The sequence below is a fragment of the Pseudomonas sp. NBRC 111139 genome, assembly GCF_001753955.1.
GTDB lineage: Bacteria > Pseudomonadota > Gammaproteobacteria > Pseudomonadales > Pseudomonadaceae > Aquipseudomonas > Aquipseudomonas alloputida.
Window position 1 is genome coordinate 17,077 of record NZ_BCBP01000039.1, and the last position, 14,742, is coordinate 31,818.

The following is a 14,742-nucleotide window of genomic DNA, read 5'->3' on the forward strand; positions in this document are numbered from 1 at the left end:
GCGGCGCTGCCGCCCTGCCATCGCACCCACAAAAAGGCCCGCGCACTGCGCTGGCTACAACAACCGCGCTGGAGCACCACCATGAGCCACTCGACCGGTATCGAGACCAACGGCGTCGAACAGATCCCCGCAGATCAACGCGACGCCTCCCCGCTAGACCTGTTCCGCCTGATCTTCGGCGGTGCCAATACCTTCGCTACCGCCGTATTGGGCAGCTTCCCGGTGCTTTTCGGGTTGTCATTCCAGGCGGGTGTGTGGGCGATTCTGCTTGGCGTTGGCATCGGCGCGCTGATCCTTGCACCGATGGGGCTGTTCGGCGCGCTTAACGGCACCAACAACGCCGTTTCATCGGGCGCGCACTTTGGCGTACACGGGCGTATCGTCGGCTCGTTCCTGTCGCTGCTCACGGCGGTGGCGTTTTTCTCGCTCTCGGTGTGGAGCTCGGGGGATGCATTGGTCGGTGGTGCCAAGCGCCTGGCCGGCCTGCCAGAGACCGACCTGACCCTGGGGCTGGCCTACGGTGTGTTCGCGGTGCTGGTCCTGGTGGTCTGCATCTTTGGCTTCCGCTTCATGCTGTGGGTCAACAAGATTGCCGTTTGGGCCTCGAGCCTGCTGTTCCTGCTGGGCATCGTCGCCTTTGCCGGGCCCTTCGATGCCGGCTACGCAGGCAGCGTCAACCTTGGCCAGGCAGGCTTCTGGGCTGCGTTCGTCGGCGCGGCGATCCTGGCCATGAGCAACCCGGTGTCGTTTGGCGCCTTCCTGGGTGACTGGTCGCGCTACATTCCACGCGAAACCCCCAAGGCACGCATCATGCTGGCAGTGATCGCGGCACAGGGAGCGACGCTGATTCCGTTCCTGTTCGGCCTGTGTACGGCCACCCTGGTCGCCACCCAGGCTCCAGACTACATCGCCGCCAACAATTATGTGGGCGGACTGCTGGCGGTAGCGCCAAGCTGGTTCTTCCTGCCGGTGTGCCTGATTGCGGTGATCGGCGGCATGTCCACCGGCACCACCGCGCTGTATGGCACCGGCCTGGACATGTCCAGCGTGTTCCCACGCTTGCTCAGCCGAGCCGGCGCCACCCTGCTGATCGGCGTGCTGGCGATCGGCTTCATCTTCATTGGCCGCTTCACCTTCAACCTCGTGCAGAGCGTATCGACCTTTGCCGTGCTGATCATTACCTGCACCAGCCCGTGGATGGTGATCATGATCCTTGGCCTGATTACCCGCCGCGGCTTCTACCACGCCGACGACCTGCAGGTATTCACCCGCGGCCAGCGTGGTGGCCACTACTGGTTCCTGCACGGTTGGAACTGGCGCGGCATGGGGGCGTGGATCCCCAGCGCGGCGGTCGGCCTGTGCTTCGTCAACCTGCCGGGGCAGTTCGTCGGCCCACTGGGTGACCTGGCTGGCGGCATCGACCTGAGCCTGCCGGTCACGCTGGGGCTGGCTGGCGTGCTGTACCTGCTGTTGCTCAACCTGTTCCCTGAACCTGCTGGCGTGTATGGCCCCTTGGGCCCGCGATGGGTGCGTTGCAAAAGCACCGCGCATACGCCTGTGACCACTGCCGAAATGGCCTGACTGGAAACCGACCATGACCACTTCCCACTATATCGCCGGCCATTGGGTCGAAGGCCAAGGCAGCGACTGCATCAGTGTCAACGACCCTGCACTGGGGCAACCGTTCGCCGAGCTGATGGCCGCCAGCGTGAGCCAGGTCGACCAGGCCGTCGCCGCTGCCCGCAGCGCCCTGCCCGCCTGGAAAAGCACCTGCGCCAGTGAACGTGCCGCCTTCCTGCGTGGTTTTGCCGAACAGCTCGGGCAACGCCGTGAAGCGCTTGTCACCCTGCAGATGCGCAATAGCGGCAAACCGCGTCACGAAGCGGAAATCGACCTGGATGACGCCATCGCCACCTTTGGCTATTACGCCGAGCTGGCCGAGCAACTGCCATCGAAAAACCGCACTGTGCCGCTGGCTGCGCCGGGTTTCACCGCCCGCACCCGCCTTGAACCGGTGGGCGTGGTCGGCCTGATCGTGCCGTGGAACTTCCCGTTGGTGACCAGCGCCTGGAAACTTGCTCCGGCCTTGGCCGCCGGTTGCACCGTGGTGCTCAAGCCTTCAGAGGTCACCCCGCTGATCGAGCAGGCCTACGGCCAGATCGCCGACGCCCTGGGCCTGCCCGCCGGGGTGCTGAACATCGTCAACGGCAAGGCCGAGACCGGCGCCGCACTGAGCAACCACAACGGCCTGGACAAGTTGTCCTTCACGGGTAGCAACAGCGTCGGCTGCCAGGTGATGCGCAGCGCGTCGGCGCAGTGCCGGCCGGTGACGCTGGAACTGGGCGGCAAGTCGGCCATCGTGGTGTTCGATGATTGCGATGTCGACCAGGCGGTGGAATGGATTGTTGCCGGCATCAGCTGGAACGCCGGCCAGATGTGTTCGGCCACATCGCGGCTGCTGGTGCAGGACGGCATTGCCGATGCACTGCTGCAGCGCTTGCAGGCGGCACTGGAAAACCTGCGGGTGGGTAATCCTTTGACCGAAGAGGTCGACATGGGCCCGCTGACCAGCCAGGCGCAATGGCTGAAGGTGGCCAGCTACTTTGCCACGGCGCGGGAAGAAGGTTTGCAGTGCCTGGCTGGCGGCCATGCACTGGACCGTGAAGGCTGGTTCGTCAGCCCGACGCTGTATACCGATGTGCCGAAAGACAGCCGCCTGTGGACCGAGGAAATCTTTGGCCCGGTGCTCTGCGCACGGCGCTTTGCCACCGAGGAACAGGCCATTGCCGAAGCCAATGACAGCCGCTTCGGGCTGGTCGCCACGGTGTGCTCCACCGACCTGGAACGCGCCGAGCGCGTGGCCGATGCGCTGGAGGTTGGCCATGTGTGGATCAACTCGGTGCAGGCGGTGTTCGTCGAAACGTCATGGGGGGGCACCAAGGGCAGCGGGATCGGCCGTGAGCTGGGGCCTTGGGGGTTGTCAGCCTATCAGTCGGTCAAGCATGTAACCCGCTGTCTGGGCTGATATCGCAAGGGGCCGCCTTGAAACTTCTCACCGGTGTCAGTCGACAGGCAGCAACCTGCAGCTTCAACGGCGGCAATGCCTGGAAAGGCTTTGAAATAGAGGTGATTAATCATCAAACCGTGGGGCAAGGCGAAATCTATGGTTTTCCGGCCTCCTCGCGGGTAAACCCCCACAGGTAATCCACAACACCTCAGGCCTGTGGTCATCTTGTGGGAGCGGGCATGCCCGCGAAGAAACCAACGCGGTGGATGGCACCGGCTCTGCCGGTGTTCGGGGGTAAACCCGCGCCTACAACGACCTGTGCGTGTGTAGGAGCGGGTTTACCCCCGAATACGGTGGCGGCTGCGACGGTGAGCGGCCGGTGGAAATTGGCCAGCAGGGCCGGCCCTTTCGCGGGTAAACCCGCGCCTACAGGCGACCGCGAAGGCTTTTCAACTGTTGAGCGCCCACGAGCAGTTCACCCGCGAAGAGGCCGGTACAGGCCATACAAACATTCCCCCCGCGTGACTTTCTCCAGTGCCCGCAAAGTCCCACTTCCTGGTACCCCCATAATCACAACACCAGGCCGGACCACCCATGCACCCTCAACGCACCGCCTTGCACAATGAACTGCACGCCCGTCCGTCACTCTATTTCGACGGCCCGGCGCATGTCTTCCACCTGGCCTTGCTCGGCGGCGATGCTGCCTGTACAGCATTGCTACAACGCTGCTGCCCTGATGTTTCGGACACCGGTGCCGCACAAGGCATCACTGACATGGATGGCCACCCGTTCAAATGGGAGCGGCACACCGAGTTCTTCACGTTGACGCTGGTTGTGCCATGCACCACAGCCGATACCACATGGCAAACCCTACCGCCGGTGCTGGCCGAGGCGATTGCGCCGCAGGCGGCGCAGGTGATCAATGCAGTGCAGGTGCTGGTACGTCACGAACAGGACCTGAACCTGGCCCACTATGGTTTCAAAGACCCGTGCGGCTCGTGCGTGGGTGGTGGCGATGCGGTGGTGTGGAGCGACTTCCGCCTGACCGAGGATGGCACCAACCGCTTCCTGTTCATCAACAGGCGCCTCAATGCCTACCGCCAGGGCCGCATGATCCGCCGCCTGCTGGAAATCGAGACGTACCGCATGATGGCTTCGCTGACCCTGAGCACGGCCAAGCAACTGAGCCAGGAACTGGATGCCTTCGACAAGACCCTGGTCTGCCTCTCCGAGCGCAGTGCCGGGGTCGATGGCCATGATTCCAAGGGGCTCTTGGAAGCCATTGCCCACCTGTCACGTCAGGTTGTAAGCCGCACGGTAAAAACCCGTCACCGCTTTGGCGCCACCCAGGCCTACGCACAGCTGGTGTTCGAACGCCTGGGGGAGTTGCGGGAAAGCCATGTGGGCGACTGCCAGCGCCTTGGGGTATTCATCGAGCGCCGGTTCAAGCCGACCGTGCGTTACTGCGCAGCCACCGAGCAACGGCTGGAGCAGTTGGCGAAGAACGTGGCCAACCTGGGCGACTTGCTGCAGGCGCGGGTGCAAGTTGAGATGGAGGAGCAGAACGCCGAGATCTTGCGCAGCCTCAATGCCCGGGCAGATGCCCAGGTGAAAATCCAGCGAGCGGTGGAGGGGCTGTCGATCATCGCCATCACCTATTACCTGCTGAATCTGTTCAAGCTTTTGTATGGCGGGCTGAATGTACTGGGGTTGGGACTGACGGCGCGCGATGGCTTGATGGCCATGGCGCCGCCAGTACTGCTGGTGCTGCTGGTGATACTGCTGCGTATCAGGCAGGCCAAACAGCATTGAGTTGGGGGGCCTTGCCCCCCGATGCCTACACCGACTCGTCAGCCGGCCGCGTACCTTCCTGCACCAGCACCATGCTCTGCGGCGAAGACAGTGGAATGCCTTCATCACGCAACCGGCCAAGAATGGTGAACAGCAGGTCGCTGCGGGTGCCCGATACCTGCCGCGGCCCAGCCACATAGCCACTCACACCGATCACCATACCGCTGGCCGTCAGGTCCTTGAACGACACCGAGGTAGCTGGCGCATCCAGAATCGCCTCATGCTCATGGTAAGCCGCCAGCAGCAGCTCACGCACGCGGTTGGCATCGGTCTCCAGCGGCAGTGTCAGGGTAATGCTGACCACGCCCAGCGCGTTGCCCATGGTCACGTTGCGCACGTTCTGCGAGATGAACTGCGAGTTGGGCACGATCACCGTGGAACGGTCAGACATCTGGATCTCGGTGGCGCGGACATTGATGCGGCGGATATCCCCCTCGACACCCGCCAGGCTGACCCAGTCGCCGACCTTCACCGGGCGCTCGGTCAGCAGGATCAGGCCGGAAATGAAGTTCTGCACGATCTGCTGCAAACCGAAACCGATACCGACCGACAGGGCACTGACCACCCAGGTCAGACTGGTGAGGTTGATACGCAAGGTCGACATCACCAGCATGGCCAGGAACAGGAAACCCAGGTAACCCACCAGGGTTACCAGCGAGGCCCGCATGCCGGCGTCCATCTCGGTTTCCGGCAGCAGGCGGTCGCTCAGCCAGCGCTTGACCACACGGATGGCGAACAGGCCGCCGAGGAAGATCGCCAAGGCCAGCAGGATGTCCTGCGGCACGATGTTCAGGTTACCGAGCAGCTTGCCGCCGGTCCCATCCCAGTCGCCCAGACTCAACAGCAATTCGCTAGGGCTGGTGCCCGACGGCATCAACACCAGCAGCAGTGCCAGGAACAGCACGACCGTGCGGCCAATGCCGGCCAGTATGGTACTGGCCTGGGCCTGGTGGCGAGGGGCCAGGCCCAGGGTCGACGCCAGAGCCAGGCCACCGGGCTGGCGGGGTGACAGCAGGGTTTCGCACAGGTCGCCGAAGAAGGTGGTCAGCAAGTAGGCACAGGTGATCACCAGGCTGACCCACAACAGCTTGGCGGTGAGGAAATAGGCGAGTGTCAGGTAGCCGGTGAGCAGTGCCAGCAGGATCAACGTCAGCCAGATGACCATCACGAACGGGATCAGCCCGGCCAGGCCCGTCGGGCGCTCCAGGCCATGCTTGCGCAGGGTGCGGCGGTAACACAGCAGCGCGCCTGCAAAGGTGAGCGCCACCACCAGCGCGGTCAGCCCGTTGACGGCCACCGTCAGCGCCAGGCTGGCGCCGATCACGCTGTTCATGCGCTCCATGGTCATCATGACCATCAGTGCCAATGCCAGCACCTTCGGGAACCAGCCCAGCGCACTGGCGACTTCGTCGTGGATCGCCGGCAACCGCCAGGACGGACGCTGCAGCATCAGCATGGCGCGGCCCAGGCCTGTGATGAAGGCACTGAACACCACCAGGGTGAGAATGTGATTGGTCAGGCTGGCGATATCCGAACCCAAGCGTGCATTGCTTTCCAGCCCCCAGCGCAGCAACGACACCGAGCCGGCGATGGTGCCCAGGGTTGCCAGGCTAACGCCCAGAGCCAAGGCGCTGCGGCGCAGGCGGCCCTCCGGCAGCCAGTGGACCATGGCACTGGCCAGCAAGCGTTCAAGCACGCGCCGCACCAACGTCCACACCAGAATCGCCGCCACCAGGCTGGCAACGAACAGCCAGCGGTTTTCGGCGCTGAAGGCGCTGCTGATGGCATCGGCCGCCTCGCTGCGCAGGTCACGCAGGCGCGCCACGTCGTCCTGGGTGGGGCGGATGATGCTCTGCCAGAAGGCTGGGCTCAGCGGCGAGGCTGCACGGCTGGTGATTTGCGAGTTGAACTGGCTGCGGCGCAGGTTGACGATTTGCGTGGACAGGTCACGGGCCGACTGGGTCAGCTTGGTGGCCTGATCCTGCTGGGCTACCAGCGCCTTTTTCTCGGCCTCCAGCGCTTTGCGCTGCTGTGTCAGGGTAGCAGCCTCGTCCGGCTGGGCCGGGCCGATGACCTTCAGCTGGTCGTCGAGTTTTCCCACATCGGCAGTGCGCTGTGTACTCAGTGCATCAGCTTGACGCTGAACCTGCATCGCGCCCAGGCGCAGTTGCGACAGCACGTCGTCGTTGGCCTCGCTGGTGACGCCTTGGCGGATCAGGTCCAAGCGGTCACTCAGCTGTTCGAGGCTGGCGTTTTCGTCCAGTGCGGGCGCTTCGGCAGCCGCCAGGTTGGACAATGGCGTGGCCGGGGCCGACCAGGCCGGGCTGACAAGCAACAGCATCAGGGCCAGCAGGGCAATCAGACCTGGGCAATAACGGGCAAGGCTGACACGCCTCATCGAATATTCCTCTTTGCAATTCGATTTGGCGGGGGATTCTACGCGGCTTCGGGCTGTCAGGAGAGTGCCGTTTCTCGCTTCAGCAATTGCTGTTTGCGCTCCACGCCCCAGCGGTAACCGCTGATGTCGCCATCCCGGCGCACTACGCGGTGGCAAGGGATGGCCACGGCAATACGGTTGGCCGCGCAGGCCATGGCTACCGCCCGCACGGCCTTGGGGGCGCCAATGCGCTCGGCGATGTCGGTGTAGCTGACCCGGCTGCCGGCCGGCACCTCACGCAGCGCCTGCCACACCCGCTCCTGAAACGCGGTGCCTTGTACATCCAGCGGCAGGGCCAGGCCCAAGGCGGGCGCTTCGACGAAACCGATCACTTCGGCCACCCTCTGTTCGTAGGCGCTGTCGCCGCCAATCAGGTGGGCCTTGGGGAACTGATCCTGCAGCTCGTGCAACAAGCCCTCGGGGTCGTCGCCCAGCAGAATCGCGCAGATACCCTTGTCGCTCTGGGCGACCAATATTGCACCCAGCGAGCACTGCCCAAGGGCGAAGTGAATGCTTGCCCCGGCACCGCCGGCGCGGTATTGCCGGGGGCGCATGCCCAGGCGCTGGTCGGCGCTTTCGTAGAAGCGGCTGTTGGAGTTGTAGCCGGCGTTGTAAATAGCATCGGTGACAGAGTGCTGGCCGTCTTCCAGATGCGCACGCAGGCGCCGGGCCCGGAAGGCTGTGGCGTAGGCCTTGGGGGTGACCCCAGTTTCGGCCTTGAACAGCCGATGCAGGTGGAAGGGGCTGACGGCCAGCTGTGCACTGAGTTGGTCGAGGCTTGGCGCGGGGTCGCTGGTTTCGATCAAGCGGCAGGCGTGGGTAACCAGCTGGCTATGGCGGGTGGCGCTGGCCTTGCTGATACAGCGTTTGCAAGCACGGTAGCCGGCAGCCTCGGCAGCCGCGGCAGTGTCGTAGAACTCGACGTTCACGCGCTTGGCCTGGCGTGATTTGCAGCCGGGGTGGCAGTAGACGCCAGTGGTACGTACGGCGTAGACAAAGTGGCCTGTGGCGGCAGTGTCGCGGCTCTCTACGGCTTGCCAGCGTTGGTCAGGGGTGGTGTAGAGGTTCATCTTTGTTTCCCGGATATGTTGTTGCCTGTACGGGCGATGCAAAAACCTCAGGCCCGCCACAGGTACCAGGCCGCCACGGTACGAAACGGCCGCCAGGCGCCGCCCAGCGAACGCATTTGCGCCGGTGTCGGCGCCGACTCCAGCCCTTTGAGCCGCCGATACCCCTCGCGCACACCAAAATCGTCCACCGGCAGAATGTCAGAACGCCCCAGGCTATAGATCAGCAGCATCTCCACCGTCCACCGCCCTACCCCACGCAACGCCACCAGGCGTTCGATCAACGCCTCGTCAGCCATGGTTAACGCCTGCTCCCGCGTCGGTACCAAGCCCTCCAGGGTGGCTTGAGCAATGCCCTGGACCGTCACCAGCTTGCTCGCCGAAAAGCCGCAGGCACGCAGGGTTTCCGGGGTTACCGCCAACAACTGCTCTGGCTGCGGAAAATCATCTGCCGGGAACAGCGCCAGCAAACGCCCCAGGATCGCCTCGGCGGCGCGGGCGTGCAGTTGCTGGTAGGCAATCGCCCGCACCAATGCCTCATAAGGCTCACGTCCCGGCGTAGCCTGGTGCAGGCAGGGCCCGATCGCTGCGATATGCCGCGACCAGTCCGGGTCAAGTGCCGCCAGGTGTTGCGTGGCCTCGTGATAGGCCTCAGGCGAAAGGTCAGCCAGCATCATGGCACCTCCATCAAGTCGATTGCAGGTCCAGCTTAGCGCAGCCGTTCATCGGGCAAACGCCGGTTCTTGCGCAGCTAATCTTTGGCATTCCATTGCTCAGCGCCATCTTCCCCGCATAGAATTGAGAACTATTCACAATCGCACACATCACTGGACTGGGCCTTCTCTACGATGCAGATCAACGACACGCTCAAGCCCACCGAGGTCGCTCTGCTCTACCAGTCTCACCATGCCTGGTTGCGTGGCTGGTTACGCAGCCGGGTCGGTTGCAGTGAACATGCCGCAGACCTGGCCCAGGATACCTTCGTGCGGTTGTTGCGCGCCCGCCACGTGTCGCCGCTCAAAGAACCGCGCGCCTACCTCAGCAGCATCGCCCGTGGTTTGATGATCGACCAGTTCCGCCGCCGCGCGCTGGAGCGGGCCTACCAGGAGAGCCTGGCTCACCTGCCCGAAGCAGAAGTGCCCAGCGAAGAGGATAAGCTTGTCATCCTCGATAGCCTGGAACGCCTCGACCGCGCCTTGCACCAGTTGAAACCGCGCGTCCGCCAAGCGTTCCTGCTGGCCCAGCTAGACGGTTTGAGCATCGTGCAGGTTGCCCAACGTCTGGAGGTGTCCAGGGCCACCGTTGAGCGCGATCTGGCCAAGGCCCTGGGCGTCTGCTACCGGTTGCGCTATGCCGATGCCTGATGGTACGCCCGCTCAAACGCAAGTCGATCAGGCCATCGACTGGCTGGTAAAGCTGCGTTTCGACACCCCCAGCCCGCGCACCGAGCAGCAGTTTCAACACTGGCTGGCCAGCCACCCACACAACCGCCTGGCCTGGCAGCGGGTCAATCATCTGGGCGATGAACTGGCCGGGCTGCCCAAGGACCTGAGCCGGCGCACCCTGGACGCTAGCCAGCACCCCAAAGCCAGCCGCAGGGACCACCTGAAGTTACTGGGGCTGTTGGCCGTGGGCGGCAGCCTGGGCTGGGCCGCGCGCGAACCGCTAGGCCTGCCACAGCTGCTGGCCGACACCAGCACCGCCACCGGTGAACGGCGCCAATGGCAAGGCAGTGACGGCAGCCGCATCCAGCTCAACACTGCCAGTGCCATCGACTTGCACTACAGTGCGGAACAACGCCAGCTGAAACTGATCCATGGCGAGGTCAGCCTGGACAGCAACCCCAACGACAACCGCCCATTCCACGTCGCCACCCCTGTCGGCCCGCTGACCACCTTCGATGGCCAGCTGTTGCTGCGCGAAAACAGCCAGGGCCTGCTGCTGTCGGTGCGGCGTGGTGAAGTCACGCTGTTCCCTGCCTCGGCGTCAGCGAGGCAGGTGCTGCCCGGTGAAACCTTGCAAGTCAGCGCCAACGGCAGCATTCAGGCCAGAACACTGCACAACGACCCCTGGGGTTGGACCGAAGGTGTGCTCAGCGTGCAGCAGATGCCGCTTGCCGAGTTTGTCAGCGAACTCGGCCGCTACCGACCGGGCCTGTTGCGCTGCGCTCCAGAAGTGGCGGGCTTGAAGGTTTCCGGCACCTATCAGTTGGCTGACACCGGGCAAATCCTGCAACTGCTCACCCGCAGCCTGCCCGTGCGGGTCGAGTACCGAACGCGCTATTGGGTCAGCATCGGCGCGGCGTAAAGGGGTATCACTGCGCCACAGCCCGCATCCGCCCACGGCGCCGGTATGACTGCCTGGCAAAGCACACGAACAGCCCGGCCATCAGGGCCAGCGCCATGGGCAAACCGTGGGGCGCGACATTCATGGCCGCCCCACTGACCAGCGGCCCGACCAGGCTGCCTACGCCCCAGAGCAAGCCCACACTGGCGTTGGCAGTGACCAGGTCCTGGCCCTTGAAGCGCTGCCCGATCAGCACCAGCGCCAAGGTATAGATCCCCCCCGCCACCGCGCCCAGCACCACCAGCAGCGGCCACAGCAGCCAGGTCAGATTCAGCAGCCAAGGCAAACCGATGCCGATCACCATCGCCACCAGCCCGCACGCCAGGTGCAACCCTGTGCGCTCAACCCGGTCGGCCAACCAGCCCAGCGGCAGCTGGAACAGCATGTCGCCGGCAAACACCACCGTCACCATCAACGCCGCCACGCCAACGGCAAAGCCATGGCTGGTGGCGTACACCGGCAGCAGCGACAGCACCACGGCATCGAAGAACGAGAAGAACAGCACCGCCATGCACAACGCCGGTGCCACACGGAAGAACCCGGCCAGGCCGAAGCTTTTTTCGCCCTCTTCGTGCTCGACATGGTCGTTGGGCACCGTCAGCACAATGCACAGCAACGCCAGCCCATAACAGACCGTGACGACACCCGTGATCCACGGGCTATCGGCGCCCAACACTGCCAGCATGGCCGGGCCCAGCACCTGAAAGCCCGTAAAGCTGGTGGCGTACAAGGCCATGATCTTGCCGCGGTTATGTTCGGGGCACAGTTCGTTGACCCACGACTCGCCGAGGATGATGGCGATCCCCATGCCAAGCCCCAGGCCCAGGCGCAGCAACGCCAGCAGCCACAACGAGCCGAACGCGGACTCGAGCAAGGCGATGCTGACCGTGCACAGGCTGAAACACAGCAGATAGATAGTGCGCCGGGTGAGATGGCGGCAGCAGATGTCGACCAGAAAAGCCGAGAGCATCATGCCGGCGGCAGGGATGGCCGAGATGATGCCGATTTCCAGGGTGCTCGCCCCCGCTTCATGCAGGCGCAACGACACCAGCGGCAAGCTGGCCCCCAAACTGAAACCCACGACAGAAACGGCGAACAACAAGCCCGCCAATAAACGCATGTTCATGTACCACTCCTGGCAAACCGAAAAGACGTGCAGAAACAGGCGCGCACGCCGGAACGGCGAGCGACGCGAAAGCGCAGATCAGTTCAGGCGAGGTGTGGCGAGAAGGTGAAGGCAAACAGCACGCTGCGGCGGCGCTTGAGCACCGTGTCACTCGGCCATGCACGACGCAGTGCCTGGAAGGCAGGCTGGCGGGCGTGTGGGAGGGACTGGGTACGGCGCATTGCTTTGGCTACTACGCAGGTGATTGAAAAAAGAGGCGGCACTCTAGCCACCTCCGGGGGGCTCGTCAATTGCCCAGGGGCCTCTGCCAGGCCCCCGGCGCGTTCAGCGTTTACCTGTACTTGGCAGAAACACCGCCAACAACCCGAACAATGGCAGGAACGAGCACAACCCATACACGTATTCGATACCACGCAGGTCTGCTACGTACCCCAACAGCGCAGCGCCAATGCCACCAAAGCCGAACATCAGGCCGAAGAAGATCCCGGCAATCATGCCCACGCTGCCCGGCACCAGTTCCTGCGCATACACCACGATCGCAGAAAACGCAGAAGCCAGGATAAAGCCGATCACCACGCTCAGCACCGTGGTCCAGAACAAGTCGGCATACGGCAGCGCCAGCGTGAACGGCGCCACGCCCAGTATTGAAAACCAGATGACTGCCTTGCGCCCGATACGGTCACCGATCGGCCCGCCAAAGAAGGTGCCCGCCGCCACCGCGCCGAGGAACAGGAACAGGTGCAGCTGCGAGCTGGCCACCGACACACCGAACTTCTCGATCAGGTAAAAGGTGAAGTAGCTGGTGAAGCTGGCCATGTAGAAGTACTTGGAGAACACCAGCAAGCCCAGCACGATCAGCGCCGCAATTACCCGATTGCGCGAAATGCCGTGGGTGGCCTGAACCGTCTTGCGCGCCTTGACCTGATTGAGGTGCTCCTTGTACCAGCCGCGCAGCATCAGGGTAACGCCGAGGAAGAACAGCCCGGCCAGGCCGAACCAGGCCACATGGGTCTGGCCGAACGGAATGACGATGGCCGCTGCCAGCAGCGGGCCCAGAGCGGAGCCGGTGTTGCCACCGACCTGGAAGGTCGACTGGGCCAGGCCGAAGCGCCCGCCCGAGGCCAGCCGTGCAATACGCGAGGTTTCCGGGTGGAAGGTCGACGAGCCAATGCCCACCAGCGCCGACGCCAGCAGGATCATCGGGAAACTGCCAACGAAGGCCAGCATCACGATCCCCACCAATGTGCACAGGGTGCCTAGCGGCAACAGATTAGGCGTGGGCCTGCGGTCGGTGAAGAAGCCGACCCAAGGCTGCAACAGCGAGGCGGTGATCTGGAACGTGAGCGTGATCATGCCGATCTGGGCGAAGCTCAGGTCGTAGTTGGCCTTGAGCATCGGGTAGATCGCCGGCAGCACCGACTGGATCAGGTCGTTGATCAAATGCGCCAAGGCGCAGAAACCGATGATGCGCATCACCATCGGCGAGGCTTGGCTTGCCGCTGCCGGGGTGGATGCGGTGGAGGCACTACTGGTGGCCATTTGCCTGAATCTCCGTCCTCTGGTTTGGGATCCGATTATCAGGAATCAAATAGATACATAGCTACCTTTTTTATCCCCCTGTCGCCACGCACTTGAAAATGGTTCTCAATATAATTAGCATCCTCTGCCAATGACCCCTGTCATCGTTAGGCCAAACGGCCCCTATCGTGAGCAGACCGCCCCCATGAGCCCGATGTCCGCCAAGCAGCTGCAGCCCGACCCACAACAGGAAGCGCTGGCGTGGTTTTCGTTGCTGCGCCAGCCCGGTTGCGACGAAACCCAGCGCCAGGCATTTGCAGCCTGGTGCCAGGTACAAGAGAACGCCCACGCCTACGCCGAGCTGGAGACGTTCTGGCAACAGCTGCAACCCGCACCTGCCCGCCCTCGCCCACGGCATGTCACTGTCCGTCGCAGTCACCTGGGTAAAGGGTTGGCGCTTGTGTTCTTGCTAGGGTTAGGCGCTGCTGCTTACCTGTACTGGCCGCTGATACAGCGTCTGGCCAGCGAGCTGCACACCGATGTGGGAGAGCGCCGCAGCATACGCTTGGCGGATGGCACGACATTGAACCTGGACAGCGCCAGCGCGATGAACGTCGACCTGCGCGGCCGCACCCGCCAACTGCACCTGGTGCAGGGCCAGGTGCATATGGAAGTCGTGCTCGACGGGCGGGCCATGGACGTGGAAGTGGGCAACGCACGCATCCAGGTATACGGCACTCGCTTGCAGATAGCCCGCCATGCAGGGCGTGACGAACTCGTGGTATTCAGTGGCAAGGCCATGGTCACCCAGGGGGGTGAGCAGCGAATGGTCTCGGCAGGTGAGCGGGTAACCTTCGATGACACACGCATCGATACGGTGCGGAAGGCTGATCTGAAAACCGCTGACAGTTGGCGCAACGGCCGCCTTAAAGCCACAGACATGCCATTGAGGCAGGTGCTGGAGCGCCTTGCCGGTTACCAAGGGCAGCGTCTGTGGATGATGGATGAACACGTGGCTCATCGCCGTGTGAGCGGCGATTTCAACCTCGACCGGCCTGGCCAAAGCCTGCAATCCCTGGCTGCAGCCCAGCAGCTGCAGTTGCTGGGTGTGCTCGGGCACTGGCTTGTGGTGCGCTAAAACCGGGGCTGGCCGCTAAGTTTTTGAAAGCGTGCAAATTTTTTTTGAAATGAGTGTTGACAGAGGGGGCGTTCAAGAGAATAATGCGCGCCATCGGCTACATAGCTCAGTTGGTTAGAGCATAGCATTCATAATGCTGGGGTCCGGGGTTCAAGTCCCTGTGTAGCCACCAAACAAGACGAAGGGCTTACAGCAAGGTAAGCCCTTTTTCTTTGCCTGCGAAAAAGTTGCTGGTGCCCGCGCTAACCCATC

General features: G+C 63.4%; 13 protein-coding genes and 1 tRNA gene. 8 read left to right on the forward strand and 6 right to left on the reverse strand.

What is annotated here, in order from left to right; genetic code table 11:
• Nucleotides 1–81 precede the first annotated feature (81 nt).
• From BJQ17_RS15850 to BJQ17_RS15860, 4 genes are all read left to right on the forward strand, one after another.
• Nucleotides 82–1,581 carry a cytosine permease gene (locus tag BJQ17_RS15850; RefSeq protein WP_004575698.1) on the forward strand — a complete coding sequence of 500 codons (1,500 nt, stop codon included), beginning with the start codon at nt 82–84 and terminating at the stop codon, nt 1,579–1,581.
• Between the two features lie 13 nt (nt 1,582–1,594).
• Entirely contained in the window at nt 1,595–3,025 is a 1,431-nt protein-coding gene (locus BJQ17_RS15855) for an aldehyde dehydrogenase family protein (protein ID WP_070096309.1), read from the forward strand.
• A 17-nt stretch (nt 3,026–3,042) separates the two neighbouring features.
• On the forward strand, nt 3,043–3,204 hold the full coding sequence (locus BJQ17_RS31680) for a hypothetical protein (RefSeq protein ID WP_156336270.1): 162 nt from the start codon (nt 3,043–3,045) through the stop codon (nt 3,202–3,204).
• A 397-nt stretch (nt 3,205–3,601) separates the two neighbouring features.
• Nucleotides 3,602–4,819, forward strand: a complete 1,218-nt coding sequence (locus BJQ17_RS15860; RefSeq protein WP_003247428.1) for a DUF3422 domain-containing protein — start codon at nt 3,602–3,604, stop codon at nt 4,817–4,819.
• 25 nt (nt 4,820–4,844) lie between these two features.
• Here BJQ17_RS15860 and BJQ17_RS15865 read toward each other — a convergent pair whose 3' ends face one another.
• The 3 genes from BJQ17_RS15865 to BJQ17_RS15875 are packed head-to-tail and all read right to left on the reverse strand — an operon-like array spanning nt 4,845 to nt 9,039.
• The gene (locus BJQ17_RS15865) at nt 4,845–7,256 is read right to left on the reverse strand and encodes a DUF3772 domain-containing protein (RefSeq protein ID WP_003247429.1); all 2,412 of its coding nucleotides are present in this window, start codon (nt 7,254–7,256) and stop codon (nt 4,845–4,847) included.
• 56 nt (nt 7,257–7,312) lie between these two features.
• Entirely contained in the window at nt 7,313–8,365 is a 1,053-nt protein-coding gene (gene ada, locus BJQ17_RS15870; protein WP_014859289.1) for a bifunctional DNA-binding transcriptional regulator/O6-methylguanine-DNA methyltransferase Ada, read from the reverse strand.
• Between the two features lie 47 nt (nt 8,366–8,412).
• On the reverse strand, nt 8,413–9,039 hold the full coding sequence (locus BJQ17_RS15875; protein ID WP_070096310.1) for a DNA-3-methyladenine glycosylase: 627 nt from the start codon (nt 9,037–9,039) through the stop codon (nt 8,413–8,415).
• Nucleotides 9,040–9,210: 171 nt separating this feature from the next.
• Here BJQ17_RS15875 and BJQ17_RS15880 point away from each other — a divergent pair, with 171 nt between their 5' ends.
• Both BJQ17_RS15880 and BJQ17_RS15885 read left to right on the forward strand, forming a co-directional pair.
• Complete coding sequence (locus tag BJQ17_RS15880; RefSeq protein ID WP_003247432.1) at nt 9,211–9,726, forward strand: sigma-70 family RNA polymerase sigma factor; 516 nt, start codon at nt 9,211–9,213, stop codon at nt 9,724–9,726.
• A complete protein-coding gene (locus tag BJQ17_RS15885; protein ID WP_070096311.1) occupies nt 9,713–10,669 on the forward strand; it encodes a FecR domain-containing protein in 957 nt (318 codons plus the stop codon). The genes BJQ17_RS15880 and BJQ17_RS15885 overlap by 14 nt, the downstream gene beginning before the upstream one ends.
• 7 nt (nt 10,670–10,676) lie before the next feature.
• Here BJQ17_RS15885 and BJQ17_RS15890 read toward each other — a convergent pair whose 3' ends face one another.
• The 3 genes from BJQ17_RS15890 to BJQ17_RS15895 all read right to left on the reverse strand — a co-directional run bounded on the left by BJQ17_RS15890 (nt 10,677) and on the right by BJQ17_RS15895 (nt 13,373).
• Nucleotides 10,677–11,834 carry an MFS transporter gene (locus BJQ17_RS15890; RefSeq protein WP_019750431.1) on the reverse strand — a complete coding sequence of 386 codons (1,158 nt, stop codon included), beginning with the start codon at nt 11,832–11,834 and terminating at the stop codon, nt 10,677–10,679.
• Between the two features lie 83 nt (nt 11,835–11,917).
• On the reverse strand, nt 11,918–12,055 hold the full coding sequence (locus BJQ17_RS31685) for a hypothetical protein (protein ID WP_003247435.1): 138 nt from the start codon (nt 12,053–12,055) through the stop codon (nt 11,918–11,920).
• A 103-nt stretch (nt 12,056–12,158) separates the two neighbouring features.
• On the reverse strand, nt 12,159–13,373 hold the full coding sequence (locus BJQ17_RS15895) for an MFS transporter (RefSeq protein ID WP_070096312.1): 1,215 nt from the start codon (nt 13,371–13,373) through the stop codon (nt 12,159–12,161).
• Between the two features lie 193 nt (nt 13,374–13,566).
• Between BJQ17_RS15895 and BJQ17_RS15900 the strand changes: the two genes are divergently transcribed.
• Together BJQ17_RS15900 and BJQ17_RS15905 are read left to right on the forward strand one after the other, a co-directional pair.
• Nucleotides 13,567–14,490: a FecR domain-containing protein gene (locus tag BJQ17_RS15900; protein WP_070096313.1), complete on the forward strand. Its 924-nt coding sequence runs from the start codon at nt 13,567–13,569 to the stop codon at nt 14,488–14,490.
• 95 nt (nt 14,491–14,585) lie between these two features.
• Nucleotides 14,586–14,662, forward strand: a tRNA-Met gene (locus tag BJQ17_RS15905).
• Nucleotides 14,663–14,742: the final 80 nt, after the last annotated feature.

Bases quoted from the DNA above. Each gene is read 5' to 3' on its own strand.
- BJQ17_RS15875 (WP_070096310.1), bottom strand. From the start codon at position 9,039: ATGATGCTGGCTGACCTTTCGCCTGAGGCCTATCACGAGGCCACGCAA.
- BJQ17_RS15890 (WP_019750431.1), bottom strand. From the start codon at position 11,834: ATGAACATGCGTTTATTGGCGGGCTTGTTGTTCGCCGTTTCTGTCGTG.
- BJQ17_RS15880 (WP_003247432.1), top strand. From the start codon at position 9,211: ATGCAGATCAACGACACGCTCAAGCCCACCGAGGTCGCTCTGCTCTAC.
- BJQ17_RS15865 (WP_003247429.1), bottom strand. From the start codon at position 7,256: ATGAGGCGTGTCAGCCTTGCCCGTTATTGCCCAGGTCTGATTGCCCTG.
- BJQ17_RS15860 (WP_003247428.1), top strand. From the start codon at position 3,602: ATGCACCCTCAACGCACCGCCTTGCACAATGAACTGCACGCCCGTCCG.
- ada (WP_014859289.1), bottom strand. From the start codon at position 8,365: ATGAACCTCTACACCACCCCTGACCAACGCTGGCAAGCCGTAGAGAGC.
- BJQ17_RS15885 (WP_070096311.1), top strand. From the start codon at position 9,713: ATGCCGATGCCTGATGGTACGCCCGCTCAAACGCAAGTCGATCAGGCC.
- BJQ17_RS15900 (WP_070096313.1), top strand. From the start codon at position 13,567: ATGTCCGCCAAGCAGCTGCAGCCCGACCCACAACAGGAAGCGCTGGCG.
- BJQ17_RS15855 (WP_070096309.1), top strand. From the start codon at position 1,595: ATGACCACTTCCCACTATATCGCCGGCCATTGGGTCGAAGGCCAAGGC.
- BJQ17_RS31685 (WP_003247435.1), bottom strand. From the start codon at position 12,055: ATGCGCCGTACCCAGTCCCTCCCACACGCCCGCCAGCCTGCCTTCCAG.
- BJQ17_RS15850 (WP_004575698.1), top strand. From the start codon at position 82: ATGAGCCACTCGACCGGTATCGAGACCAACGGCGTCGAACAGATCCCC.
- BJQ17_RS15895 (WP_070096312.1), bottom strand. From the start codon at position 13,373: ATGGCCACCAGTAGTGCCTCCACCGCATCCACCCCGGCAGCGGCAAGC.